General features: G+C 68.3%; 22 protein-coding genes. 9 read left to right on the top strand and 13 right to left on the bottom strand.

All coding sequences use genetic code 11. The features are described 5' to 3' along the window. Window position 1: 1 nt before the first annotated feature. Window positions 2-385, bottom strand: a complete 384-nt coding sequence (locus tag OXG83_09395; GenBank protein MCY3965243.1) for a VOC family protein — start codon at window positions 383-385, stop codon at window positions 2-4. A gap of 42 nt (window positions 386-427) precedes the next feature. Between OXG83_09395 and OXG83_09390 the strand changes: the two genes are divergently transcribed. Next, the gene (locus OXG83_09390) at window positions 428-799 is read left to right on the top strand and encodes a (2Fe-2S) ferredoxin domain-containing protein (GenBank protein MCY3965242.1); all 372 of its coding nucleotides are present in this window, start codon (window positions 428-430) and stop codon (window positions 797-799) included. 5 nt (window positions 800-804) lie between these two features. Here the strand turns inward: OXG83_09390 and OXG83_09385 are convergent, their stop codons facing one another. The 8 genes from OXG83_09385 to OXG83_09350 form a co-directional block, all read right to left on the bottom strand. Further along, window positions 805-2,370, bottom strand: coding sequence for a DNA polymerase Y family protein (locus OXG83_09385; GenBank protein MCY3965241.1), 1,566 nt, complete (start codon window positions 2,368-2,370; stop codon window positions 805-807). 83 nt (window positions 2,371-2,453) lie between these two features. After that, window positions 2,454-3,287 carry a hypothetical protein gene (locus OXG83_09380; GenBank protein ID MCY3965240.1) on the bottom strand — a complete coding sequence of 278 codons (834 nt, stop codon included), beginning with the start codon at window positions 3,285-3,287 and terminating at the stop codon, window positions 2,454-2,456. 118 nt (window positions 3,288-3,405) lie between these two features. Next, the gene (arsS, locus tag OXG83_09375; GenBank protein MCY3965239.1) at window positions 3,406-4,368 is read right to left on the bottom strand and encodes an arsenosugar biosynthesis radical SAM protein ArsS; all 963 of its coding nucleotides are present in this window, start codon (window positions 4,366-4,368) and stop codon (window positions 3,406-3,408) included. Between the two features lie 97 nt (window positions 4,369-4,465). Further along, complete coding sequence (locus tag OXG83_09370; GenBank protein MCY3965238.1) at window positions 4,466-4,897, bottom strand: VOC family protein; 432 nt, start codon at window positions 4,895-4,897, stop codon at window positions 4,466-4,468. Window positions 4,898-4,949: 52 nt separating this feature from the next. After that, window positions 4,950-5,750 (bottom strand): class I SAM-dependent methyltransferase, encoded by an 801-nt coding sequence (locus tag OXG83_09365; protein MCY3965237.1) that lies wholly within the window; start codon window positions 5,748-5,750, stop codon window positions 4,950-4,952. Window positions 5,751-5,755: 5 nt separating this feature from the next. Further along, window positions 5,756-7,282: a DUF222 domain-containing protein gene (locus OXG83_09360; GenBank protein MCY3965236.1), complete on the bottom strand. Its 1,527-nt coding sequence runs from the start codon at window positions 7,280-7,282 to the stop codon at window positions 5,756-5,758. A 554-nt stretch (window positions 7,283-7,836) separates the two neighbouring features. Beyond that, a complete protein-coding gene (locus tag OXG83_09355; GenBank protein MCY3965235.1) occupies window positions 7,837-8,727 on the bottom strand; it encodes a ThuA domain-containing protein in 891 nt (296 codons plus the stop codon). Between the two features lie 154 nt (window positions 8,728-8,881). After that, window positions 8,882-9,724, bottom strand: coding sequence for an LLM class F420-dependent oxidoreductase (locus OXG83_09350; protein ID MCY3965234.1), 843 nt, complete (start codon window positions 9,722-9,724; stop codon window positions 8,882-8,884). Between the two features lie 66 nt (window positions 9,725-9,790). On the opposite strand from OXG83_09350, the gene OXG83_09345 reads away from it, so the two are divergent. The 5 genes from OXG83_09345 to OXG83_09325 are packed head-to-tail and all read left to right on the top strand — an operon-like array spanning window position 9,791 to window position 15,921. Then, window positions 9,791-12,085 carry an MMPL family transporter gene (locus OXG83_09345; protein MCY3965233.1) on the top strand — a complete coding sequence of 765 codons (2,295 nt, stop codon included), beginning with the start codon at window positions 9,791-9,793 and terminating at the stop codon, window positions 12,083-12,085. A gap of 12 nt (window positions 12,086-12,097) precedes the next feature. Then, a complete protein-coding gene (locus OXG83_09340; GenBank protein MCY3965232.1) occupies window positions 12,098-12,796 on the top strand; it encodes an adenine nucleotide alpha hydrolase in 699 nt (232 codons plus the stop codon). After that, window positions 12,793-13,719: a cobalamin-binding protein gene (locus OXG83_09335; GenBank protein ID MCY3965231.1), complete on the top strand. Its 927-nt coding sequence runs from the start codon at window positions 12,793-12,795 to the stop codon at window positions 13,717-13,719. The genes OXG83_09340 and OXG83_09335 overlap by 4 nt, the downstream gene beginning before the upstream one ends. Further along, window positions 13,712-15,103: a glycosyltransferase 87 family protein gene (locus OXG83_09330; GenBank protein MCY3965230.1), complete on the top strand. Its 1,392-nt coding sequence runs from the start codon at window positions 13,712-13,714 to the stop codon at window positions 15,101-15,103. The genes OXG83_09335 and OXG83_09330 overlap by 8 nt, the downstream gene beginning before the upstream one ends. Continuing rightward, the gene (locus OXG83_09325; protein MCY3965229.1) at window positions 15,100-15,921 is read left to right on the top strand and encodes a DUF547 domain-containing protein; all 822 of its coding nucleotides are present in this window, start codon (window positions 15,100-15,102) and stop codon (window positions 15,919-15,921) included. Before OXG83_09330 ends, OXG83_09325 begins: the two co-directional genes overlap by 4 nt. A gap of 12 nt (window positions 15,922-15,933) precedes the next feature. Here the strand turns inward: OXG83_09325 and OXG83_09320 are convergent, their stop codons facing one another. Together OXG83_09320 and OXG83_09315 are read right to left on the bottom strand one after the other, a co-directional pair. Beyond that, window positions 15,934-16,830: a hypothetical protein gene (locus OXG83_09320; GenBank protein MCY3965228.1), complete on the bottom strand. Its 897-nt coding sequence runs from the start codon at window positions 16,828-16,830 to the stop codon at window positions 15,934-15,936. A gap of 25 nt (window positions 16,831-16,855) precedes the next feature. Then, window positions 16,856-17,227 (bottom strand): hypothetical protein, encoded by a 372-nt coding sequence (locus OXG83_09315; GenBank protein ID MCY3965227.1) that lies wholly within the window; start codon window positions 17,225-17,227, stop codon window positions 16,856-16,858. A gap of 165 nt (window positions 17,228-17,392) precedes the next feature. On the opposite strand from OXG83_09315, the gene OXG83_09310 reads away from it, so the two are divergent. The 3 genes from OXG83_09310 (at window position 17,393) to OXG83_09300 (ending at window position 20,315) form a co-directional block, all read left to right on the top strand. After that, complete coding sequence (locus tag OXG83_09310; GenBank protein ID MCY3965226.1) at window positions 17,393-18,244, top strand: enoyl-CoA hydratase/isomerase family protein; 852 nt, start codon at window positions 17,393-17,395, stop codon at window positions 18,242-18,244. An 83-nt stretch (window positions 18,245-18,327) separates the two neighbouring features. Continuing rightward, window positions 18,328-19,509: an acetyl-CoA C-acyltransferase gene (locus OXG83_09305; protein MCY3965225.1), complete on the top strand. Its 1,182-nt coding sequence runs from the start codon at window positions 18,328-18,330 to the stop codon at window positions 19,507-19,509. Then, the gene (locus OXG83_09300) at window positions 19,506-20,315 is read left to right on the top strand and encodes a nucleoside-binding protein (GenBank protein ID MCY3965224.1); all 810 of its coding nucleotides are present in this window, start codon (window positions 19,506-19,508) and stop codon (window positions 20,313-20,315) included. The genes OXG83_09305 and OXG83_09300 overlap by 4 nt, the downstream gene beginning before the upstream one ends. Window positions 20,316-20,332: 17 nt before the next feature. On the opposite strand, the gene OXG83_09295 is transcribed toward OXG83_09300, so the two are convergent. Further along, complete coding sequence (locus tag OXG83_09295; GenBank protein MCY3965223.1) at window positions 20,333-21,250, bottom strand: SDR family oxidoreductase; 918 nt, start codon at window positions 21,248-21,250, stop codon at window positions 20,333-20,335. 17 nt (window positions 21,251-21,267) lie between these two features. Continuing rightward, window positions 21,268-22,443, bottom strand: a complete 1,176-nt coding sequence (locus OXG83_09290; GenBank protein MCY3965222.1) for a M20/M25/M40 family metallo-hydrolase — start codon at window positions 22,441-22,443, stop codon at window positions 21,268-21,270. Between the last annotated feature and the right edge of the window lie 59 nt (window positions 22,444-22,502).

The raw sequence follows: 22,502 nt of genomic DNA, 5'->3' as shown, positions 1-22,502 counted from the left end.
GCTAACTGCTGCTCAGCGGTTGATGGAAGTAGTAGCAGAGCCCGTCCGGCGCCACGACGAAGAAGACCCGGAACTTCTTGCCGTCGCGCTTGTCGATGCGCCAGTTCTTGACCTTGACGCCATTGCGCTTCAGTTCGGCCCGAGCCGCCTTGATGTCGGTGACCAGGATCGCCGCGCCGTCCATGCTGGCGTCGCCGCCGTTGATCGCGAAGCCGATGCGGACGCCGTCGCGCTCCAGGATCACCGTCGGCACGGGCTCTTCGCGGCGCTCGACTTCGTGCAGGCCGAAACCGTCCGCGTACCACTGCGCCGTGGCGTCGAGGTCCTCGACCGGCAGGGCCAGCACGTCGTCCTGAAACGGGTAGGCGGCTTCGTAGAGCTTCATCGGCAGGAGTCTAGCCACCGGGATCGTGGAATCATCGCGGCCATGGACCGCGAAGCTCTCGACCGCGCCCGGCGCAAGGCGGAGGCGATCGGCATCGCCAACGTGCAGCGGCACATCTTCCTGTGCTGCGACCAGACGAAGCCGAAGTGCTGCGACCGGGAGCTGTCGCTCGAGTCCTGGGACTACCTCAAGCGCCGGCTGCTCGAGCTGGACCTCACCGAGTCGGGCACGGTGATGCGGACGAAGGCGAACTGCCTTCGCATCTGCGACGCAGGCCCGGTAGCCGTCGTGTATCCGGAGGGCGTCTGGTACTGGGGCTGCACGCCCGAGGTCCTGGAACGGGTGATCCAGGAACACCTGATCGGTGGCCGGGTAGTGGTGGAGCAGGTGATTGCGGGCGCGAATGGGGTTTGAACCCCTCAGTCATACACCCCGTCCGCGAACCACCGCTCCGATGTCCGGTCCCGATAGATCCGGCACACCGCGCCGTTCCGCAGTTCCACGTCCCAGTAGTCCCGCAGTGCCGGCGCTTCCCGCCACCAACCCTCCTCGATTTCCCAGGGACCGGCGGCGGTGCGGACGGCGCCCTCGATGCGGACGTGGCGGTCCTCGGTCGGCAGGGGATTGATCTGTCGCGGCGCGGGGCAGGGCGTGGCGCGATCCGTCTCTTCGCTCTCCGCGGTCAGCACCTCGACCTCGACCGGCGGCCGCAGGGTGCGCACCGCCAGCATGCCGCGGCCGGGCCGGGGTTCGAGCCGGATCCGGGGCGGCGGGGGCGGGTCGTAGTCGGCTAGACGGAACCGTTCCGGCAGGTGGCCGTTCCGGGTGCGCGGCGAGCCGACGCGGTTCGGCCCGAGCAGGGCGAGCAGCCGCGCCGTGACGGCGGCCAGGCGGTCGGGCGACAGGGCGGCCGGCCCGAGCAGGCTGAGCTGCGTCTGGCGCGGAACGTCGGGGTGGGCGAGCAGTTGCATCGACGTGATCGGCGCCCGGGGCGGCTCGGCTTCCAGGTGGAGACGGATCAGCGACAGCAGCGTCCGCGCCTCACGGGTGGGCGCCGGCAGTTCGATGGCCAGTTCGTGGAGGCCCTCGGGCTCGACCTTGAGCGACAGCTCGAGCCGCTTGCAGCCCATGCCCCGGGCGTCGAGCCGGGCCGCCAGCCGGGAGACGGCGCCGCGGGCGACGAACAGGAACGGCTCCAGGTTGTCGATCGGCCACTCGAAGGTCTGCGCCTCGCGGAAGGTGGGCGCTGGCGGACGCGGAGTCAGCGGCTCCGGGTCGAAGCCCCGGGCGGCGGAATGGAGCGCCGTGCCGCGCTCGCCGAGGCGACTGTGGACCTCGGCTGCCGGCAGACCGGCCAGGTCGCCGACCGTGCGCAGTCCCCAGAGCTTCAGCGTGTGGAGGATTTCCTGGTCGTCGTCGTCCTGCGCCGGGTCGGGGTCGCGGCTGCCGCCCTCGAACAGGGACTTGAGCGGCAACGGCGCCAGAAACCGGGCCTCGCCGCGGGGCGCCACGACGTTCGGCGACCGCGGCAGGGCGGCCGCGGCTCGCGCGGCCAGCTTGCTACCGGCGATGCCGACCCGGCCGGGCAATCCGGCGGCGTCCATGTCCCGCATGATCGACTGGCCGAGGCTGTGCTCGTCCTCGGCCGCGATGTCCAGGTAGACCATGCCCTCGCCGCCGTCCTCGACTCGGGGCGAGAAGGTGCCGGCGATCTCGAGCAGCACTTCCTGCGCGGTGTGCTCGCGCTCCGGGTCGCGGGTGCGAGAGGCGAGGCCGGACTCGATGTTCCGGGCTTGGGCCACGGTCAGCCCCGGCCGCACGCCGGCGCGCCGCGCCAGCCGGGAGGCGGCGACGATCCGCGCCGATGGACCTTCGTGGACCACGACCGCCTCGCGGGCAAGCTCCGGCGCCCCCCGCAGGTAGGCGGCTAGTGGAAAGAGGGCCGCTCTCATGCACGCGATGCGGGTCTTTCGTCTAGTCGGCATGATGCGTTCCGGAGCCGCAGGCGGCTAGTGGGCTGTGACCCTCAGAAGCCGCCTTCATGCACGCGATGCGGGATCTCCGGTGTTCAGCCGGCACGGCGCAGAACCTCGACGTGAGAATTGGCGCGGCGGTTCTCCGTCCGACGGGGCGGCGCGCTGGGCAGGGGATGCCGCAGGCTGCTTGCGAGCACGCGCAGCTCGACTTCGGCCGCGGCACCCGGCCGCTCGCCACGCGACTTGGCGAGTTCGAGCCGGGTTGCGAGCCCGTCGAGCAAGCGCGGGCTCCTCGGTGCGGCCCGCGCCCAGAGAGCGCGGACCGGCGACGTTCGCGACCCGAGATCGAGCACCTTCTGCGGCGCCGTGCCGCCGGCGCGGTACGGCGCGGCGATCAGCAGCGCCGCCTGATGGTCGTCCGCCGCGCGCCGCAGCCGCAGCCACGCCGATTCCTTGCCGCGGCCGCCGGGGACCGGCGGCAGACCGAGGTCGAGCACGACCAGGGGGAAGCCGCCGCCGATCAGCACCTCGGCGCTACCCAGCGCCTGCTTCAATCGCCTGGGCCGTGCCCAGAGCAGCCGTTCGAGGACGACCCCGGCGCGCGCCGCCGTTTGCGGGTCGAAGTGGTCCCCCAGATCGACCAGCGCCGCCGATTCACCGCTCCCGGTGGCGCCGGCCAGCAGTTCCAGCACCAGGGAAAAGCGGCCGCTGCTCCGGGAACCGACCAGCTCGATCGTCTGCCCGCGGCGGATGCCGCCGTCCAGCAGGCGGTCGACGCTCGCAAGCCGCGTGGCGAAGACGCCGGCCTCTACTTCATGGATTCCGGCCGGGTCGTCGCCGCTCACCAGATCCCGCCCGCGCCGGATCTGGCGCACCAGGGACCGCGGCCACTGCGGGTCGGTGAGAGCTGCGGGCAGGGAAGTCACGGCACCGTGAAACGGAACGAGAAGAGACGTGGAAGTGGGAAGAGACCATCATAGCGCAACTAAGGCGTAAACAGGAAGCCCACTTGTTGCCGCGTCGTGCCTGCGCATAGTGGGCGGTTCAGCCGTCCAGAGCGCCGGTGCAGCTGCTGCCCTGGCCGGCGGTGCAGCCGAAACAGTGGCTCGCCGTGGCGATACAGCCAGTCTCGAGCGGACCGCCCTGGACGAGATCGGCCAGACGCGCGGGGCGCCCCTCCATCATCGCCGGCAGCCCCAGCATCTGGTTGAAGTCACAGTCGTACAGATGGCCTTGCCAGTCGACGCTGATCGTGTCGCGGCACATGACGCCCGGGACGTTCTCCGCGCAGTGGTTGTCCCGTAGCAGCGTCATGTAGTCGTCGAGCTGGCCCTGCGCCGTCAGAACGGCGCCGAAGCGGTTGATCGGCATGTTCGTCAGTACGAAGAGCGAGTCGAACACGATGCCGAATCGGCGCTTCAGTTCCCGCTTGTAGGCTGCCTCCAGCTTCGCCTGCGGTGGCGGCAGCACGGCGCCGACCGGATTGAAGACCAGGTGGAGTCGCCGCCCGTTGCCCGTGCCGTAGCCGAGGTCGTTCAGCAGGGTGAGAGCCCGGATGCTGTCGCCGAAGACTCCCTTGCCGCGTTGCTGCTCGACGTTCTCCTCCAGATAGCAGGGCAGGGAGGCGACGACAGTGACGCCTTCCTCCGCCAGGAAGGAGGCCAGGGTCTCCTGGCCCTCCTCGAACAGCACCGTCAGGTTGCAGCGATCGAGGACCTCGATGCCTCGCCGGCGCCCTTCCCGCACGATGCGGCGGAATTCCGGATGCAACTCCGGTGCGCCGCCGGTGAGGTCGAGCGTCTCGATGTCCATCCGGTCGAGTGCCGCGATCACCTCGTCGACGACCCGGGCCGACATCATCTCCGTCCGGTGAGGTCCGGCGTTGACGTGACAGTGGACGCAGCTCAGGTTGCAGCGGTACCCCAGGTTCACCTGCAACGTGGCGATCCGCCGGCGCCGCAACGGGGGAAACTTCGTTGGGAGCAGGGCCGGCCGGGAGTCGAACATGAGTGAGCCTCTGGTTCAGTAGACGAGGCTAGCGCGTCGAGTGACGCTGTAGTGCAGAACCCGCCCGCGGCCGGTGTCTGTTCCCGGTGCCGCCGGGCTAACGCAGTCGCTGGAGGAACCACCAGTGGTGTCCCTCCAGGTCCAGGGCTCCGTAGCTCCGGTCGACCCAGTAGCCCTCGCCGTAGTCCTGGGTCGCTGGCTCCATCGTGATGACGGCGCCCGCTGCCCGTGCCCGCTCGCAGTGCGCGTCGGCGTCGTCGACGTACACGGCCAGGGACTGCGTGTTCGCGCCGCCGACCGCCTGCGGAGACTTCTGGAACTCCCGGTCCCGCTGCAGACCTGTCTGCCCGACCATGATGAGGCCGCCGTCCAGGACGAGCTGCGAATGGACGACTCGCCCCTGCTCGTCCTCTACCCTCTCCTGCACCGCGAATCCGAAGGCCCGGGTCAACCAGTCGATCGCGGCTGCGGCGTCTTCGTAGAAGAGGGAGGGCGAGATTCTCGGCCAGCCTTCAGGTGGGTTCTTCATGGGATCTCCATCGTGCCTCGGAAACGGTAGCCCGCTCCCAGTCCGGACGTTGTCAAAGCTCGGCGCACGCGCTTGCCTCGAACATCCCGGCGTTCTTGGCCAGACGTAGACAGCCATGGCGTTCTATCTCCATGGCCGCCGCGTCGCGTAACTCGTCTATTTTGTCGGGATTCGCCAGGGTTCCGCCAGTCGAGCGCACATAGGCGATCAGGGGTTCGACCTCGGTGATCTCCAGGGCGTCCTCATAGCGGTGAATTGCGACGGAGGCGAACACCCTTTTCAACTGGGCTCGGCCGGTCTCAAGACTAAAGAGGTCGATCGTGCTCTCCTCCGGGCGCTGGTCCTCCTGATGCAACGCTTGCCGTACCCAGGCGCCCAGGCCGATTCCGTCAGGGAGCCCATTGGTCGCGGCGTACAGACGTCCGTCAGCCTTGAGTACCCGGCGCAACTCGACCAGTGCCCGTTCCCGATCGGGCACATGGTAGAGCATGTGGTTGGCGATCACTCCGTCGAACCAGTCGTCGTCGAACGGCAGATCCTGGGCGTCGGCGACGCGATAGGAGAACCGTTCCTTGCCAAGCTGTGTGGCGGCAGCGTCGAGCATGCCAGGAGAGAGATCAGCCAGCGTGATGTCCCATCCCGACGGAATCCGTGCTCGATTGGCACGCCAAAGGTCTCCTGGCCCGCATCCCAGGTCCAGCAGGCGCGCCTCCTTCCCGAAGGCGAACCGATCGAAGACCCATGGCAACCAGCCTCGCGGATTGACGCTGAAGCGGGCATGCAACCGGGCGCGATCTTGCAGGTTTGCGGGGTCCCGGTACTGGTCCTCGAGCAGGTACCGCTGGTCGGTCATCCTGTTCATGCCGCAGTTCCGAACCGTTGGCCCCTACGCGGCGCGGGCTGTGTTTCGTCGCGGGCTGCCGCCGCTTCGAGGTGCGGTGGCGGTTTCCACAGGCACTCCATGACGTAGGGCAGGTCGAGCGGCCGGCCGTCCCAACTCGGCATTGACTCCTTGCCCGTGACCAGGATGCCGGCGTTCTCCAGGTGCTCGACCAACTCCCGTGCGGCGTGGAGTCCGACCGGCGGTGGCGCCGGACTCTCCTCCAGCGGCCGTCCCCGGCGATGGAAGAACTGCACGGCGCCGTCCTCGCTCATCCGCACATTGAAGCCGCCTTCATGGAGCAGTCGGTGGTGCCGCCGGCAGAGAAGCAAGAGGTTCGAGAGCTTCGTCTCGCCGCCGTCGGCCCAATGGACCATGTGGTGGGCATCGCAGTGCTTTGAGGTGCATCCGGGGAAGCGGCAACCCTGGTCGCGGAACTCCAGGGCGCGCCGGATCGGAGGTGGAATCGTGCGCGTCTTGCGGCCGACGCTCAGAATCTGGCCCGATCGGTGGGTGATCCGGACTTTGCCGGCGTCGCAGGCGATCCGTCTGACTGTTTCCGCGGAAACAGGGATGTGCGAGTCCCCCAGCCAGGCGCCGCCGACTGAGGATCGCCCATGTGCCGGTTGTAATCCGTCGGGCGTTTCCGCGGAAACGTGTTCGGCTTCAGCCCTCGCTGCGGAATGTTGCTGCGGGCGAGTCGGTGACGTTTCCGCGGAAACGTCTGCCGCCTGCGCTTCGGTGGAAGCACACGACGCGCAGCCGACCGCCGGACCTTCCTCCGGGGCCCTCAGTTCCTCGTCGCTCACATGAACGACGACCTGGAACCGGTCGCCGCTTGAGCCAGGGTCGAGACCGCGCTTGAGCGCGCTCTCGGCGACGAGCACCAGCGCATCGGCCCGCACCTTGCCGGCGGGTTGCCGGTCCTCCTGGCCCTCCGCGTAGAGCTTCTCGCTGGCCGCCTTGAGCGCCTTCATCACTACCTCGCCCGCTTCCGGCGCCAGACGCCCGCGGATCACGAACATGCCGTTCTCGTCGATGTGCGTTCTCACGTGGCTCGACGCGTCGCGCAGTTCGTCGTCGGCAGCCTCGACCGAACGGTCGATCCTCCGCCAGGACCGGACGACCCGCTCGATGTGGGCCGCGGTTCCGGCCTTCCCGAGTTCGACGAGGTCCTTCTCCGTCTCGGGCCGAGCGATGCGCGTCAACGCTCTCACCTTGGAGTAGGAGAGTTGACCCCCTCTCATCGCCTCGCTCATCAGGGGCAGTTCGCCCAGGGCGCGAGCGACCCGCACCTTCTCGCGGGCCGCGCCGGGTGCGAGGCCAATTCGCCAGGTGAGCCACTGGGCGCAAGTGAGGAAGCCGCAGTTCCAGCCCTCCTCTTCGTCGAACCTGCGAATGAGAACAAGCAACTCGTACGTCGCCGCGTCGATCCGCGCTGCGAGCGTGGCGATCTCCTCGCCCAGGCGCTCCTTGGTGCTCATGCCGGTTTCCTTGTCAATCATTCGGTTGTCATCCGATGCTGGACCTGACGGTCGGCTTGGCGGTGTCGGAGGCCGCGAGACCGGCCCGTCGGGGACCTCCGTTTGGGTGACTGAATCTATCACCTAGGCATCGAGGAACACAAAGAAATCCAATGAAGTGGAGCCGAGATCGTCCTCTTGGAGATGCCCCTCTTCAGTCTTTCGTTGCTGCTCCCGCCGAGCGTGCCGAACTGCGAGTGCGGTGTGGCTACACTGAAGGGACTACGGCGGCGCGAGGGCAGAGTACGTCGCGTTCACGCTGACTATCGGAGTGGAGGTAAGAGAAATGAGTAGAGAACCCATATCTTTCTGGCAGACGGTGTGGGCAGTGGCCTTGGGTCAGATCCTCGCCGGTGTATTGCTCGGCTCCATTGTCGTCGGACTCTCGGTGTTCGGCGGTTTGGCTCGCTGGATGTTGTCAACGGCAGATAGTCCACACGGAGGTCCGATGGGTAGTCCATCGTTCGATGAGGAACGGTACAACGAGCTGTTCCAACAGGAACTCGAGAGAATCCGGCAGGAGCGCGATCAGTAGGTTACGGAACCACGTCCCCCCAGTTCGGCGTGGCGGCTGCCTCACCTTCGCCTGCCGCCCACGCGATTGTGTCGCCGACCCAGGCTTGGAACATCTCGTGGTCCCAGACGTCCTCGCGGTGGCCCATCGCGTTGTAGAGGACGCGGCCGGAGCCGAGTTCGCGGCACCAGGCGATGGGGTACGGGGGGATGTCGTAGACCTCCTGCTTGGCCCGCTCTTCGCCGGGGTCCATCAGCGCCAGGACGTGGAGGTGGTCCTTCGCGACATTCTTGAAGAGGTACCACTCGTCCATGATCTTCCAGCCGTCTTCGATGGATTTCATCGTGGGGTGGCCGGCGTCGGCGACACGGACGATCCCCGGGAACTGGGCGCCGTGGTGGACGAACTCGCCGCCGATCATGCCGACGTAGGGGGTGACCTCGTCGTTCTCGCCGTGGAAGGTGTCGGTCGCGGGGTGGAAGCCGACGAAACCGCCGCCGGCTTCGATCCAGGCGATCAGGTCGGAGACGCCGTCGGCGCTCATCGGGGGATTGCCGTCGCCGCGGAAGAAGCCCTCGCCGGTGCCGCCGCGCTGGGTCAGGTCGCCGGTCGTGTAGAAGATGACGACGTCGAAGTTGGCGAGCTGGGTGGCGTTGATGAGGCCTGCGTCCTTGGTGGACGTGATCTCAAAGCCCCGCTCGGTCGCTACCTGGGCGAGCACGGTGTCGACGTGGCTGGGATGGCCGTCGGTGCGCTTGATCGCCGAGTGCTGGAAGCCGGAGGACTTGCTGAGGAAGAGGATGCGGACGGGGTCGTCGGCTTTGGATTCGGAGGCGATTGAGGGGGTGGCAGCGGCGAGCAGCAGGGCGAATGCGAGGAGCAGGGGGCGAATGCGACTTTGAGCTTGGATCATGCGGGGGAAGTTACCACCGCGTAGGCTCGCCGCTGCGCGGCATCGCGCCTGATGTCGGCGGGAACCCTGGTGGCGCGTCCGCGCGCCACCAGCGTCACAGTCCGAGCGCCCGTCTGCGGGCGGTCGGATGTCACGCCGGCGCACCCAGTGGGGCTCAACTGAACTTCGAGATGACCTCTTCGCCGAACTGGGCGAGCCGGTCGGGCGGCATCGGCGGGAAGATGACGCGGGAGACGCCGAGTTCGGCCATGCGTGCGACGTGATCCGGCGGTCCGCCGTTGGCGGTGATCTCGATGGCGTCCGGGTCGCGGTCCGCCGCCTCGGCGCTCTCGCGCATGATGCCGAGCAGGTGCTTCAGCTTGTCGACGTCGCCGAGAGCGGGGAAGAAACCGTCGCCCAGTTCGCCGGCGCGGCGGGCGGCGCGGTCCGAGTGGCCGCCGACGACGATCGGCACGGAGTCCTGGACGGGCTGCGGCCGGCTATAGCAGTCGGCGAAGGAGACGAACTCGCCGTCGTGGCTCGGGCAGTCCTCGGTCCACAGGGCCCGGAAGGCGCGAATGTAGTCGTCGAGACGGCGTCCGCGGCCGGCGAACGGCACGCCGAGGGCGTTGAACTCCTCCTCGAGCCAGCCGACGCCCACGCCCAGGACGGCGCGCCCGCCGGAGAGCTTGTCGAGCGTGGCGACGGCCTTGGCGGTGACCAGGGGATTACGCTGCGGGACGATCAGGATGCCGGTGGCGAGCTTGATGCTCTTGGTCGCCGCGGCCACGTAGGATAGCCAGACGAGCGGGTCGGGGATGTCGAAGTCCTCGCGTCCGCCGGGCATCTTGCCGCTTTCGTCATAGGGGTAGGGGGAGGCGTAGCCGCGCGGGACGACGACGTGCTCCACGGTCCATAGCGAGTCGAAGCCGGCGGCTTCGGCTGCCTGAGCCAGACCCGCGGCGGGCGGGCCATCGACGAACGGGCCGGTGTTGGCGAACATGATGCCGAACTTCATCTCTTCTCCTCGTTCTGCGGCCCCCATCTTCAGGGCCACGGGCGCGCGGGACTGTAGCAGCGTTCCATGAGCATGAGACGGGCACTCGACGCGGTTGCGCGATGGACGATTCGCTCGCCGTGGAGGGCGATCGCCTGTGCCGTCTTGCCGGCGCTCGCTCTGGCCGCGTTGCTGCCGGCGACGACGGTCGATCTCACGTTCACAGGCGTCATGAACCGGGCCAACGAGCACGTCGGCCGTTACTTCGAGATGTCCGAGCAGTACGAACTCGGCGGTCTGCTTCTGGTACTGCTCGAGGGCGAGGAGGAGCGACTCGATCAGGCCGTAGACCGCACGATCGAGGCCGCGTCGGCGCTGCCGTCAGTCGCCGCCGCCCGACGCCCACTGCCGCTCGAGTGGCTCGCGGAGCAGGCGCCGTGGCTTGTCGAGCGGCCTCTGTTCGACCGTTGGCTCGCCCTCGTCGAGCGGCCGGACGACGTTGCGAATCTGGCGGAGTTCGCCGCCTCTGCCGTGGCGCTTCGCGGCGCGGTGGCCAGCGTGCCCGGCGCCCGCCTCGTCGAGATCAAGATGGCGAAGGACCCGCTGGCGGAAGAGGTGGGCGAGAGCCCGTTCTTCGAGATCGAAGCCGCGATCGAGAGCGCCCTGGCCGGTTCCGGGGTGACGGCGGGCTTCTCGGGCCTGCCGGCGCTGTCGGCGGGCGACCAGGAGCAGACGTTGGGCGCGATCAAGCGCCTGACACCGATCAGCCTCGTGCTCGTCCTGCTGCTCTTCCGGATCGTCGAGAAGCGACCCGGCGGCATGCTGTCGGTGGCCGCGGTCCTGATCCTCTCGATTGGCGCCGCTCTGGGCGCGGTCGGCCTCCTGACCGGGAAGCTGACGGTCATGGAGACGTTCTTCGGCGTCACCGTCTTCGGTCTCGGCATCGACTTCGCCGTCCACCTGTTCGTGCGCCAGCGAGAGGAACTGGCTCATGGTCGCTCGTTCGAGCAGGCGTTGCGGCGTACCCTGTCCGGCGCCGGCCGTGGCGTGGTCGCCGGGGGCATCACGACGACGGGGGCGTTCCTCATCGCGGCGACCGCGCCGGACCCGGTGGCGCTCCATCTCGGCCTCTCTGGCGGATTGGGTCTCCTGTTCTGTCTGCCGTTGACGCTGCTCGTCCTGCCCTCCGTCTGGGTGCTGCGGCAGCGGCGACACCGCCGGCGGCTCGAAACCGCGGCTGCGGCCCCGGCCGGGCGTCCGACGCCCGTCCCCGTTCCCGGCCTCCCCTCCGTCGTGCGGTGGGCGACGGAGCGACCAGTTCGCTGCCTCGTGGTGAGCGGTGTCCTCGTGGCGGCGGCCCTTGCGGGCTTGCCGTGGTTGCAGGTCGAGACGCGGCTGGAGCGGATCATGAACCGCGGCGTGCCGGCCATCGCCATGGTCGACCGGATCCAGGAGGTCCTGGGCACGAACGGCGCACCGTGGATCCTGGCCGCGGAGAGCCTCGAAGAGGCTCGGGAGTTCGGGGGCCGGCTGGACGGTCACCCGCTGTTCAGCGAGACGGTCAGCCTCGGCACGATTCTGCCGGCCGATCTGGCGGAGAGGGCCGCGGCACTGCACCGCGTGTTGGGAGCCGAGGACGGGACGGCCGCGGCCGGCGGGGGAATGGGCGATCCCCGGGCCTTGGCAGTGGGGGCGCTCCGTCGAGCCGCGGCGGCTGGGCCACCGAACATCGACTCCCTGCCGCCCAGCTTGCGCGACAAGTTCATCGCGCCGACCGGGGAGTTGCTGGTCTACGCCTACGCCGCGGACTCGAAGGCGGACGGCGCCCTGGCCCGGCGTCAGCGCGAGGTGGTGCAGGCGATCGACCCAGGTGCCAGCGGGCTGTTGGCGGTGGTGGAGGGAATGATGATCGGCGACCGGCCGTGGATCCCCTGGATCGCCGGGGCGATCCTGGGATTCGTGCTCCTCGTCCTCTGCGTCGACTTCCGGCGGCCCGCCTCGGTCCTGCTGGCGGTGCTGCCCGTGCTGGCCGCGGTGCCGTTCACCCTGGGCGTGCTGTGTTGGGTTGGCATCCCCTTCAACGTGATGACCTGGCTCGTGCTGCCGCTGATCTTCGGTCTCGGCATCGACGACGGCATCCATGTCGTCCACAGGTTCCTGGACGATCCGGCTCAGCCCGTTCGCGGGGCTGCCCTGTCGGTAGGCCGGGCGATCGCGATGACGACGCTGACCACCACGGCGAGTTTCTCGATCCTGCTGTTCACCGATCACCCTGGCCTGGAGACGATGGCCGCGGTGATGCTGGTTGGCCTGCCGGCATGCCTGCTGGCGTCGGTGACGGTGCTGCCCGCGGCGGCGGTACTCCTCCTCGGTAGGCGTTAGCCTCGACCCACCATGCCGGAACCGATCGCACTCTGCTTCAGCGGCGGCAAGGACAGTTGTCTGGCCCTCCAGCGACTCCGCGCCGACGGGCGCTTCGACGTGGTGGAGCTGATCACGACCGTGACCGACGCCTTCGACCGGGTCAGCATGCACGGCGTGCGCCGCTCGTTGTTGCGGGAGCAGGCGGACTCGATCGGCCTTCCGCTGACCGAGGTCGTCGTGCCGCCCGAGCCGTCGAACGTGGTCTACGAGCGCGAAATGGGCAAGGCGTTCGCGAAGCTCCGCGAACGGGGAATCAGACGGGTCGGTTTCGGCGATCTGTTCCTCGAGGATCTCCGCGAGTACCGCGTCCGCCAGCTCGCGGAAGCGGGGCTCGAGTGCGAGTTCCCGATCTGGCACACGCCCACGGACGAGTTGGCACGCTCCTTCATCGGCGACGGCTTCCTTGCGCTTACCGTCTGCGTCAATCCGGCCGTTCTGCCCGTCTCCTTCGCCGGACGTGCCTTCGACGACGCCTTCCTCGCCGATCTTCCGTCCGGAGTCGATCCGTGCGGCGAGAACGGCGAGTTCCATACGTTCGTGTTCGATGGCCCGATCTTCGACTGGTCGATCGAGATCGAGATCGGCGAGGTCACGGAACGCGACGGCTTTGGCTTCTGTGACCTTCTGGCAGCGGGCTCCCCGGTTTCCGCGGAGGCGGCTACGGGATGACCGAGCCCCGCATCGTCTCGCTGATCGCCAGCGCCACCGAGATCGTGTGCGCGCTCGGCTTCGCGGACCGCATGGTCGGCCGGTCGCACGAGTGCGACTACCCGCAGTCAGTGGGGAAGCTGCCGGTCTGCTCGTCGTCGAAGGTCGACGTCGACGGCTCGAGCCGCGCGATCGACGACCAGGTGCGCGCGATCGTGGCGGACGCCCTCTCCGTCTACCGGGTCGACGCGGGCCTCCTCGACGAGCTCGCGCCGACCGTGATCGTGACCCAGACTCAGTGCGAGGTGTGCGCGGTCAGCCTGAAGGACGTGGAGCAGGCCGTGTGCGAGCTCGTGGCGTCCGAGCCGCGCATCGTGTCGCTGGCGCCGATGGCACTCGATGACGTGTTCGACGACATCCGCACGGTTGCCGGGGCCCTCGGCCGCCAGGAGCGGGCAGAGCGGCTGAACGCCGGGTTGACCGCCCGGCTCGACGCGATCCGCGAGCGCTCGAGCGGGCTTGGCGAACGACCCGTGATCGCCTGCATCGAGTGGATCGACCCGCTGATGCACGCGGAGAACTGGGTGCCGGAACTGGTCGAGATCGCCGGCGGCAAGGTCATGCTCGGCGAGGCGGGAAGGCACTCGGGCTACTTCGAGTTCGAGCAGGTGATCGAGGCCGATCCCGACGTGATCGCGGTCATGCCCTGCGGCTTCGACATCCCGCGTACCGCGGCCGAGATGCCGCCACTGGCGGCTCAGCCCGGCTGGTCCGATCTATCCGCGGTGCGAAGCGGCCGCGTCTTCCTGACCGACGGCAACCAGTACTTCAACCGGCCGGGGCCCCGGGTCGTCGAGTCGGCGGAGATCCTGGCCGAGCTGCTGCACCCGGGGGTCTTCGACTTCGGTCATCGCGGATTCGGTTGGACGGAGTGGGTTGGCTGAGTCTGCGACGGTGCCGTCGCGGCGGTCGCTGACGTACGTCGACGGGGTCGGTCTCTGGTGCGCGCTGGGCTACGCGGCCCTGGCGCTGCTCGCGCGTCAGCCCGGCGAGCCCGACCTGCGGGCGTTCTTGGTCCTGGCCGCGTGGACGGGCCTGCCGGCCTTCGGCCTTTTCTTTCACTTTCATAGGGCGGGGGAACCGTTTCCCGTCTCCCGCCTGCTGTTCTGGGCCATCGCCTTTCGCCTCACCGGGCTCGTCGGCGGTCCGTTCTACGAGGACGACTTCTACCGCTACCTGTGGGACGCCTACCGCTTCGCGGTTGCCGGTACCCCCTACGGCACCGCGCCGGAGGAGTTCTTCGTCGACCCGGCGGTGCCGGTGCTGTTCCAGGGCGTCCTGGACGGCGTGAACTACCCGGAGCTGCCGACCATCTATGCGCCGGTCACGGAGGTCGTCTTTCTCATCGCGTACTGGATCAAGCCGGCGAGCGTCGCCGTGCTGCAGGCGATCCTGATCGCCGTCGATCTGGCTGTCGTCGTCCTCCTGCTCCGGCTGGCGCCCGCTCGCAACGTGCTCCTCTACGCGTGGTGCCCGCTGGTGGTCAAGGAAATCGCCTTCACGGCGCATCCGGACGGCGTCGGCGTCGGCTTGCTGCTGGCCGCTATCGTTGTTGCCCGCGACCCGATTGGCGCGTCCTCGCCGCAGACGCGAGGGGGTTCCGACGACCGGCCGCGGTCCGCGGAACGGCACCACCGCTGGTGGATCTCCGCCGCGCTTCTCGGCTTGGCCGTAGCGGCCAAGACGTTCGCTCTGGTGCTGGCGCCCCTCATCCTGCTGCGCGCCCGGCTCCGGCATTGGCTCCTCTTCGTGGCCACGGCGGCAGCGGTCTACGTGCCGTTCGTGGTCATGGGAGGTACTGATCTCACCTCGCTTCTGACCTTTGCGCGGGACTGGGAGTTCAACTCGGCGGTGTTCGCGTTGCTCAAGACGGCGCTTGCGCCGTCCGGGGCGCGGGTCGTGGTCGCGCTGCTCTTCGCCGCCTTCTGGGCCGCTTACGTCCTTCGCTACACCCGCGGCAGGGAACGCGGAATCCCCCGCGGCGACTGGCTGTTCGGTGTACTGCTGGTGCTGTCGCCGGTGATCAATCCCTGGTACCTGCTCTGGCTCCTGCCCTTCGCGGTAGTCTTTCCGAGCGTCTGGGCGTGGACGGCATCGGTAGCGATCCTGCTCAGCTACATCACCGGGCTCAATCTGCCCGACTACACGTTGCAACCATACGAACAGCCGCTCTGGGTCCGTGGACTGGAGTTCGGCTTGATCAGCCTGGCACTGGCCGCCGACATCGCGCTGCGCCGGCGGGGCGAGATACGAAGGGAAGAGCCATGACGAATCGCTACCTGACAGTCCTGGCGGCGGTGATGGCGGTGGCCCTGGCCTGTGGCGCTCCGGAGTCGAAGGAGATCGCGGGGTGGGACGTCAGTGACGAAGCGAGTACCGAGACGCTCGATCACGGTCCCTGGCAGGAGATTCTGGACGCCTACGTCGGCACCGACGACATGGGAGTCAACCTGTTCGACTACGCGGCGATCGCGGCCAGCGCCGCGGACACGGCGAAGCTGGGCGACTACCTCGACTACCTGCAGGGGCTCGATCCGTTGGCCTACTCCCGAGCCGAACAGATGGCGTACTGGATCAACCTCTACAACGCCCTGACGGTCCAGGTGGTGCTCTCGGAGTACCCGGTGGATTCGATCAAGGAGATTCACGAGGGCGTCGTTCCGAACACCGGCCCGTGGCAGGACCCGCACGCGCAGGTGAACGGCCGGGATCTGAGCCTGGACGACATCGAGCACGGCATCCTCCGTCCGCTCTGGCGCGACAAGCGGATCCACTACGCGGTGAACTGCGCCGCGTACGGCTGCCCCCACCTGCTGGCGACGGCGTTCACCGCGGCCAACACGGAAGAGCTACTCGAGCAGGGTGCGCACGACTACGTGAACAACCCGCGCGGCGTCGACTTCGTGGACGAGGACTTCATCGTCATCTCGAGCATCTACGACTGGTACACCGAGGACTTCGGCAACACAGAGGAGTCCGTCGTCGCCCACCTCATCGAGTACGCGGACGAAGAACTCGCCGCCCGTCTCGAGGGGTTCGCGGGTTCGATCGACTATGAGTACGACTGGAGCTTGAACGCGCCCTGACGGGCGCCGGAGTCAGAACCCGCCGCCGCCGAAGGTGAAGCCGACGCTGAGGCCGAGGACCTCGGAGTTCGGGGTGTTGCGGCCGCCGATGACGTCGCCATAGGTCAACGCCAGGCTCGCGCTGCCCGTGAGGCCGATGTTCACCGTGCCGTAGAGAAGGTCGATGTCTTCCTGAAGCTCCGGGAAGCGGGCCGGGGAGAAGGGCGCAACGCCGATGTCGAGCCCCGAACCGCCGTCGGTCATCCGGTAGCCGACGCTCAGACCGACTCGCTCTCCGACCAGAACGCCGGCCGAGAGATTCAGGATGATGTCCTCCGGAATGTCGTCGGTGCGGTAGCGGTAGCCGACCTCGGCGGACAGGACGCCCCGCTCACCGACGTACTTGCCGATCAGCAGAGAGACCTCCGCGCCGTTGCCGCCGTCGCCCAGGGAGTTGATGTAGCCGGTGTCGTAGTCGCCCGCGAGGATGGCGCCGAACCGCAGCGCCATGCTGGGGCCCGAGCTCACGACCTCGTCCCGGAACCGCCAGGTCAGGCCGGCTCTCGCGTCCTGGAGCCCGCTCAGGTCGTCCTTGTCCGGGTGCTTGGGGCCGCCCCCGGGGTACTGGCTGTCCGACGTGCCGATCTGGAAGTCGAGCGCGAGGGCGTCGGATATGCCGTACGTCCCGTTGATCCAGACGGTGTCGAGGCCGAGCGTTCCGGGGAGCTGGATCGTCGTCGAGTCGGCGCCCTCCATGCTTCGCCAGCGCTCGGAGCGCTCGTAGTCGGTCGCCTCCTGGGAGACGTAGGAGAATGTGACCGTGCCCGATCCGGGCGCGGGCAGCCAGGGAGAGCCTTCGGCGAACACCGGAGCGGCGGTCGCGGCCAGTAGCAGTGACGCGGCCGCAAGTGCAGGGAACCTGTTCTTCATTCCTGTTCGGTCCTCTCGTTCCGGGCTACAGCTTGTAGCGGCGGGTCAGGTAGAAATGAACGAGTTCCTGCTCGTCCGGTGCTTCCGCGCACGCGGATTCGCCGGCCCCTGGGCAGAGCACGTTGATGTGGTCGTCGTCGTCGGTTCCCGGCTTCTCGGCCTCGTCGCGAGCCTCCAGGCTGTTCTTCAGGCTCAGGGCGCGGTCCCGGTCGAGGTCACGCTTCTGCAGGGGACAGGAGGGACACACGAGCTTCTGGAAGGTGAGCGCCTTGCCCATCGTGTAGGCGTCGCGAGGGTTGATGCCCTTGCCGGCGGCGATCGTGCCGGATGCGTACGCCGAAGCGTGCAGCAGGGCGCCGGTCAGCACGAGCGTGAGCGCGCTGATGGTGCGTTTCATCAGGTGGATCCTCCCTTGATTTTCTGCGCTGCTCGCGGGGCGTGCGCAGCCGGCGAGCGTGTCGGGGCAGGGTAGCACGGGCACGGTGCCGCTCCAGCGCCCCGCCCTGTGCGACAATCGCCGCCGCCTGAGGAGGAACGACAACGAAACGTGGAGGATGCAGGCATGATCCAGACGGGCGAGTTCAGGGGTTTCGAGGTGTCCACCGAGGATCCGGGGATCCTGGTCATCACCTTCAACCGGCCGGACCGTCTCAACGGCATGGACGCGCCGATGAAGCGGGACCTGCTGGAGACGCTGACGCAGGCCGCGATGGAGGACTCGGTTCGGGTCGTTCTGTTTGTCGGCAGCGGCAGGGCGTTCTCGGCCGGCGACGACATCAGCGGACAGGACAAGGGCCGGCGCGGCGAGGCCCTGGTGCCCGACATTCATCGGGGCCACGACAACGTCCTCGGCACGATCAACGGGCTGCGCAAGATCTCGCAGCCCATCAACACGGCGATTCGCGGCATGGACAAGCTGACGATCGCGGCGATGAACGGCGTAGCGGTCCAGACCGGCTTCTCGCTCGCGCTCAGTTGCGACTTCCGGATCGCCTCGAGCGCGGCCCGCATGGGCAGCGGCACGCTCCGCTTCGGGCTTCTTCCGGACGAGGGCGGCCACTACCTGCTGCTTCAGATGATGGGGCTGCCGAAGACGATGGACTTCCTGATGCGCAGCAGGCTCGTTCCCGCCGCGGAGGCGCTCGAACTCGGGCTCGTTCACGAGGTCGTGGAGCCCGACGAGCTGATGCCGCGCGCCATGGATCTGGCGCGCGAGCTCGCGAACGGGCCGCAGGTGGCGATGCGGCTGCTCAAGCGCAGCCTCTACAACGCCGCCGACCAGACCTGGGAGCAGTCGCTCGAGGACATCGCGGCCCGGACGCCGATGGCCGACCATCACCCGGACTCCCGCGAGGGTGTGGCGGCGTTCCGCGGGAAGCGGAAGCCGTCCTTCAACGCCTGGCTGGAGGAGTGACCGACCGACCGGACGGTAGGTGCTAGTCTCGGGGGTCCGAAGGACCGACTACACAGCCACCATCCACGCCAGGGAGCCTTTCCATGACTGACGCCGTCATCGTTTCCACCGCCCGCACGCCGATCGGCAAGGCCTATCGGGGCGCCTTCAACAACCTCGAGTCGCCGACGATGGGCGCGGCGGCGATCGAAGCGGCGATCGAACGCGCCGGCGTCGAGAAGGGCGAGGTCGACGACGTCGTCATGGGCTGCGCCATGCAGCAGGGCACCCAGGGCTTCAACGTCGCCCGCCAGTGCGCGATCCGCGCCGGCCTGCCGGTCGAGGTGTCGGGAATGACGATGGACCGGCAGTGCTCCTCCGGCCTGATGTCGATCGCCACCGCCGCCAAGCAGGTCGTCGTCGACGGGGCGCCCGTCGTGGTCGCCGGCGGCATCGACTCGATCAGCCTGGTTCAGAACGACAAGATGAACGGTTTCCGCGCGCCTGACCCGTGGATCCGGGACAACAAGCCGGATCTTCACATGCCGATGATCGACACCGCCGAGGTCGTGGCGAAGCGCTACAACGTCACCCGCGAGCAGCAGGACGAGTACGGCCTGCAGAGCCAGCAGCGGACCGCGGCCGGGCAGGAAGCGGGCGCCTTCGACGACGAGATCATCACGATGAACGCGACGAAGATGATCCTCGACAGGGCGACGGGCGACATCAGCTTCGGCGAAGTGGAACTGAGCCAGGACGAGGGCAACCGGCCGAGCACGACGATCGAGGGTCTTTCCGGGCTCAAGCCGGTGCGCGAGAACGGCACGATCACCGCCGGTAACGCCAGCCAGCTCTCCGACGGCGCCTCGGCGTGCGTGGTCATGGACTCGAAGCTGGCCGAACAGCGCGGCCTCGAGCCGCTCGGCATCTACAGGGGCATGGCGGTCGCCGGCTGCGAGCCGGACGAGATGGGCATCGGTCCCGTCTTCGCCGTGCCCAAGCTGCTGGAGCGCCAGGGCCTGACGGTGGACGACATCGACCTCTGGGAGCTGAACGAGGCGTTCGCGGTCCAGGTCATCTACTGCCGCGACCGGCTGGGCATCCCGAACGAGAAGCTGAACGTGAACGGCGGCGCGATCTCGATCGGCCATCCCTACGGCATGAGCGGCGCGCGCATGGTCGGCCATGCCCTGATCGAGGGCAAGCGCCGCGGCGCGAAGAACGTGGTCGTCACGATGTGCATCGGTGGCGGCATGGGCGCCGCGGGGCTGTTCGAGGTGGCGTGACGCCAGGAGGCGGCTGGCGAAGAGGAGTCGGGGGGCGGCGCCGTTTCGTCGTCGCCGCTCTGGCTGCCCTCATCGCGGCTTCCGTTCCGGCCGCCGCGCAGACCGAATTCCACTTCCAGTTCGGGGAACTGCTGAACCCGTTCTCCGCTCAGGAGGAAGAGAGCTTCGTCCTCACGCTGCAGCAGGCCACGCAGTGGAAGTACGGCGACAGCTTCTTCTTCATCGACTACCTCGACGACAGGGGCCGGGACGGCTTCAACGAGCGGGACTTCTACGGTGAGTGGTACCCGACGCTGAGTCTCGGCAAGATGACCGGCAAGACGGTCGGGGGCGGTCCACTGGCGGATGTCGGATTCATCGCCGGCCTGAACGCCGCCGGCGACGCGAAGGTGGTCAAGTACCTGCCGGGGCTGCGCCTGGCCTGGAAGGCGCCAGGGTTCATCTTCCTGAACACGGACCTGATGCTGTACGTCGACGGCAGCAGCGGCGTCGGCGCCGGCGGCGCGCCGAAGACCGACGACAGCTATGCCTTCGACGTGAACGGACTCTTCCTTTTCTCCATCGGTGAACAGAGCTTCCAGATCACGGGCCACCTGGAGTACATCTGGGGCACGACGAACGAGTTCGGCGTCAAGTCCGGCGGCACGATCCTCGCCCAGCCCCAGTTCCGCTGGGACGCGGGAAAGGCGTTCGGCGGTGACGCCGGCAAGCTGTTCGCGGGCATCGAGTACCAGTACTGGAGCAACAAGCTCGGCACGGAGGAAGACGAGCGCGCCGTGCAGTTGCTGCTGGTCTGGCAGTTGTAGGCCTTCTTCCCTAGCGGCTACGTCGGCTCCCAGGTGAAGACGTCGGTCGTCCGGTCGAGGTCGAAGAACGATCCGGCGAGGGCCGGCATCCCGCGCTCCGCGATGGATTCCGGGGTCCAGCCGTCGCTGTTGTGGACGGATCGGATCGGTCGCGGCTGGCTCATCAGGAAGATCTCGTTCTTGCGCACGGCGAAGATCTGGCCGCTGACCTCCTTCGCCCCGTCGCTCAGCAGGTAGACCGCGAGCGGCGCGACCAGTGCCGGCGTCATCTCCTTCATCTTCGCGACCCGCGCGGCCTGCGCCGGGTCGGCGGTCGGGATCGTGCCGATCAACCTTGACCAGGCGAAGGGGGCGATGCAGTTCGAGCGCACCTCGAAGCGCTGCATGTCGAGCGCGAGGGACTTTGAGAGTCCGACGATGCCGAGCTTGGCGGCGGCGTAGTTCGCCTGGCCGAAGTTGCCGATCAGCCCCGACGTCGAGGTCATGTGGACGAAGGCGCCGCCGATCTGCTTGCGGTAGTGGGGCGCGGCGGCCCGGGCTACGTTGAAGCTGCCCTTGAGGTGCACGGCGATCACGGCGTCCCAGTCGCTCTCGTCCATCTTGTGGAAGATGACGTCGCGGAGGATGCCGGCGTTGTTGACGACGCCGTCGATCTGGCCGAACTCGTCGAGCGCCTGCTCCACCATGCGATTGGCGCCATCGAAGTCGGCGACGCTCTCGTAGTTCGCGGCGGCCCGTCCTCCCGCCGCCGCGATCTCGTCGACGACGCTCTGCGCGGGCGTCTGGTCGGTGCCGTCGCCGCGCTCGGAGCCGCCCAGGTCGTTGACGATGACCGCCGCGCCCTGGGCGGCGGCGAGCAGGGCGATGTCGCGGCCGATGCCGCGGCCGGCGCCGGTGACGACGATCACCTTCTCGTGCAACATGCGGGTGTTCATTTCAGGTGCCTCCAGTCTCAGGCCGCGGCGATGGCGGCGATGGTTCGACAACCGTCGAGGTACTCCTGTACGTCGACGTACTCGTCCACGGTGTGAGGGTTGTGCTGGCCGGCGCCCAGGGTCACCGTGGGCAGACCCTTGGCGTTCAGGTAGTTCGCGTCGAGACCGCCGTTGGCGACGAGGTACTCGGCGTCCACGCCGAGAACCGCCTGGACCCGTTCCGCGGCGAGTTGCACGGGCGGTGAGTCCTTGGGCATCTCGAACGCCTCGTAGTCGGTCTCGGCCCGGAAGTCGACGCGGCCGCACTGGCCGTCGGAACTCGTGACGCTCCGGGCGGCCTGCTCGAAGGCGTCGCGGTAGGCGGCCGTGATCCGCGCGAGGAAGGCCCTGTCGTGGCTGCGCGATTCGCCGGACACGAAGACGTGATCCGTGACCTGGTTGCTCGCTTCGCCGCCGGCCATCCGGCCGATGTTCGAGGTGCCCCGGCCGGCCGGAAGTTCGATCTTGCCGAAGAACCCCTGTCCGGCCACGTCGGCCACCGCGCGCGATGCGATCAGCGCCGCGGAGATTCCGTGTTCGGGATGGACTCCCGCGTGCGAGGACTTGCCATGGATGTCGACCTGCCAGCGGTCGGCGCCGGTGGCGCCGATGATGAGCACATGGGGAGCGCCGGAGTCGATGTTGAAGCCCAGTTGGGGACGGCCGAGTCGCTCGAGTTCCACGGTCCGCGCGCCCCAGAGGCCGACCTCCTCGCCGACCGTCATGAGGACCGTGATCGGCGGCCGCGGAACGTCCCGAGCGAGCACGGTCTCGACCATCGTCACCAGGGCGCCGATCGAAGTCCGGTTGTCGCCGCCGAGCGCCGTGTCCCCTTCCGCCTCGATCCGTCCGTTCCGGCGCACCGGCACCGCGCCGCGGCAAAGCGGCACCGTGTCCATGTGGCCCATGAACAGCCGCCGCGGCCCGGGCCGTGTGCCGGGCAGGTCGACGATCAGGTTGCCGACCTCGTAGTCGCCGGGGATCCGCTCGTTCGCGTCGTCGTGGCCAATCCAGGACGGCTCGCAGCCCGCGGCGAGCAGCTTCTCCCTGACGGCGGCCGCGACCTTGCCCTCGCGGCCGCTCAGGCCCTCAATGGCTAGCAGGTCCATCAGGTGGTCGAGGGCGCGGGCTTCGTCGATCGGGGGTGGGGTCATGGGGGTCTCGGGTCGGTTGGGGTAGGCGGAAGTTGGCGATCCTACTGTCTTCAGGTGGT

The sequence above is a fragment of the Acidobacteriota bacterium genome (genome assembly GCA_026707545.1).
GTDB lineage: Bacteria > Acidobacteriota > Thermoanaerobaculia > Multivoradales > Multivoraceae > Multivorans.
Note: the sequence above shows the minus strand (reverse complement) of the source record. Positions and strands in the feature narration are given on the sequence as shown.

What these genes read in the sequence shown, in the direction of transcription:
- OXG83_09395 (MCY3965243.1), bottom strand. Translation starts at nt 385, where the DNA reads ATGAAGCTCTACGAAGCCGCCTACCCGTTTCAGGACGACGTGCTGGCC.
- OXG83_09390 (MCY3965242.1), top strand. Translation starts at nt 428, where the DNA reads ATGGACCGCGAAGCTCTCGACCGCGCCCGGCGCAAGGCGGAGGCGATC.
- OXG83_09385 (MCY3965241.1), bottom strand. Translation starts at nt 2,370, where the DNA reads ATGCCGACTAGACGAAAGACCCGCATCGCGTGCATGAGAGCGGCCCTC.
- arsS (MCY3965239.1), bottom strand. Translation starts at nt 4,368, where the DNA reads ATGTTCGACTCCCGGCCGGCCCTGCTCCCAACGAAGTTTCCCCCGTTG.
- OXG83_09370 (MCY3965238.1), bottom strand. Translation starts at nt 4,897, where the DNA reads ATGAAGAACCCACCTGAAGGCTGGCCGAGAATCTCGCCCTCCCTCTTC.
- OXG83_09365 (MCY3965237.1), bottom strand. Translation starts at nt 5,750, where the DNA reads ATGACCGACCAGCGGTACCTGCTCGAGGACCAGTACCGGGACCCCGCA.
- OXG83_09360 (MCY3965236.1), bottom strand. Translation starts at nt 7,282, where the DNA reads ATGATTGACAAGGAAACCGGCATGAGCACCAAGGAGCGCCTGGGCGAG.
- OXG83_09355 (MCY3965235.1), bottom strand. Translation starts at nt 8,727, where the DNA reads ATGATCCAAGCTCAAAGTCGCATTCGCCCCCTGCTCCTCGCATTCGCC.
- OXG83_09350 (MCY3965234.1), bottom strand. Translation starts at nt 9,724, where the DNA reads ATGAAGTTCGGCATCATGTTCGCCAACACCGGCCCGTTCGTCGATGGC.
- OXG83_09345 (MCY3965233.1), top strand. Translation starts at nt 9,791, where the DNA reads ATGAGCATGAGACGGGCACTCGACGCGGTTGCGCGATGGACGATTCGC.
- OXG83_09340 (MCY3965232.1), top strand. Translation starts at nt 12,098, where the DNA reads ATGCCGGAACCGATCGCACTCTGCTTCAGCGGCGGCAAGGACAGTTGT.
- OXG83_09335 (MCY3965231.1), top strand. Translation starts at nt 12,793, where the DNA reads ATGACCGAGCCCCGCATCGTCTCGCTGATCGCCAGCGCCACCGAGATC.
- OXG83_09325 (MCY3965229.1), top strand. Translation starts at nt 15,100, where the DNA reads ATGACGAATCGCTACCTGACAGTCCTGGCGGCGGTGATGGCGGTGGCC.
- OXG83_09320 (MCY3965228.1), bottom strand. Translation starts at nt 16,830, where the DNA reads ATGAAGAACAGGTTCCCTGCACTTGCGGCCGCGTCACTGCTACTGGCC.
- OXG83_09315 (MCY3965227.1), bottom strand. Translation starts at nt 17,227, where the DNA reads ATGAAACGCACCATCAGCGCGCTCACGCTCGTGCTGACCGGCGCCCTG.
- OXG83_09310 (MCY3965226.1), top strand. Translation starts at nt 17,393, where the DNA reads ATGATCCAGACGGGCGAGTTCAGGGGTTTCGAGGTGTCCACCGAGGAT.
- OXG83_09305 (MCY3965225.1), top strand. Translation starts at nt 18,328, where the DNA reads ATGACTGACGCCGTCATCGTTTCCACCGCCCGCACGCCGATCGGCAAG.
- OXG83_09295 (MCY3965223.1), bottom strand. Translation starts at nt 21,250, where the DNA reads ATGAACACCCGCATGTTGCACGAGAAGGTGATCGTCGTCACCGGCGCC.
- OXG83_09290 (MCY3965222.1), bottom strand. Translation starts at nt 22,443, where the DNA reads ATGACCCCACCCCCGATCGACGAAGCCCGCGCCCTCGACCACCTGATG.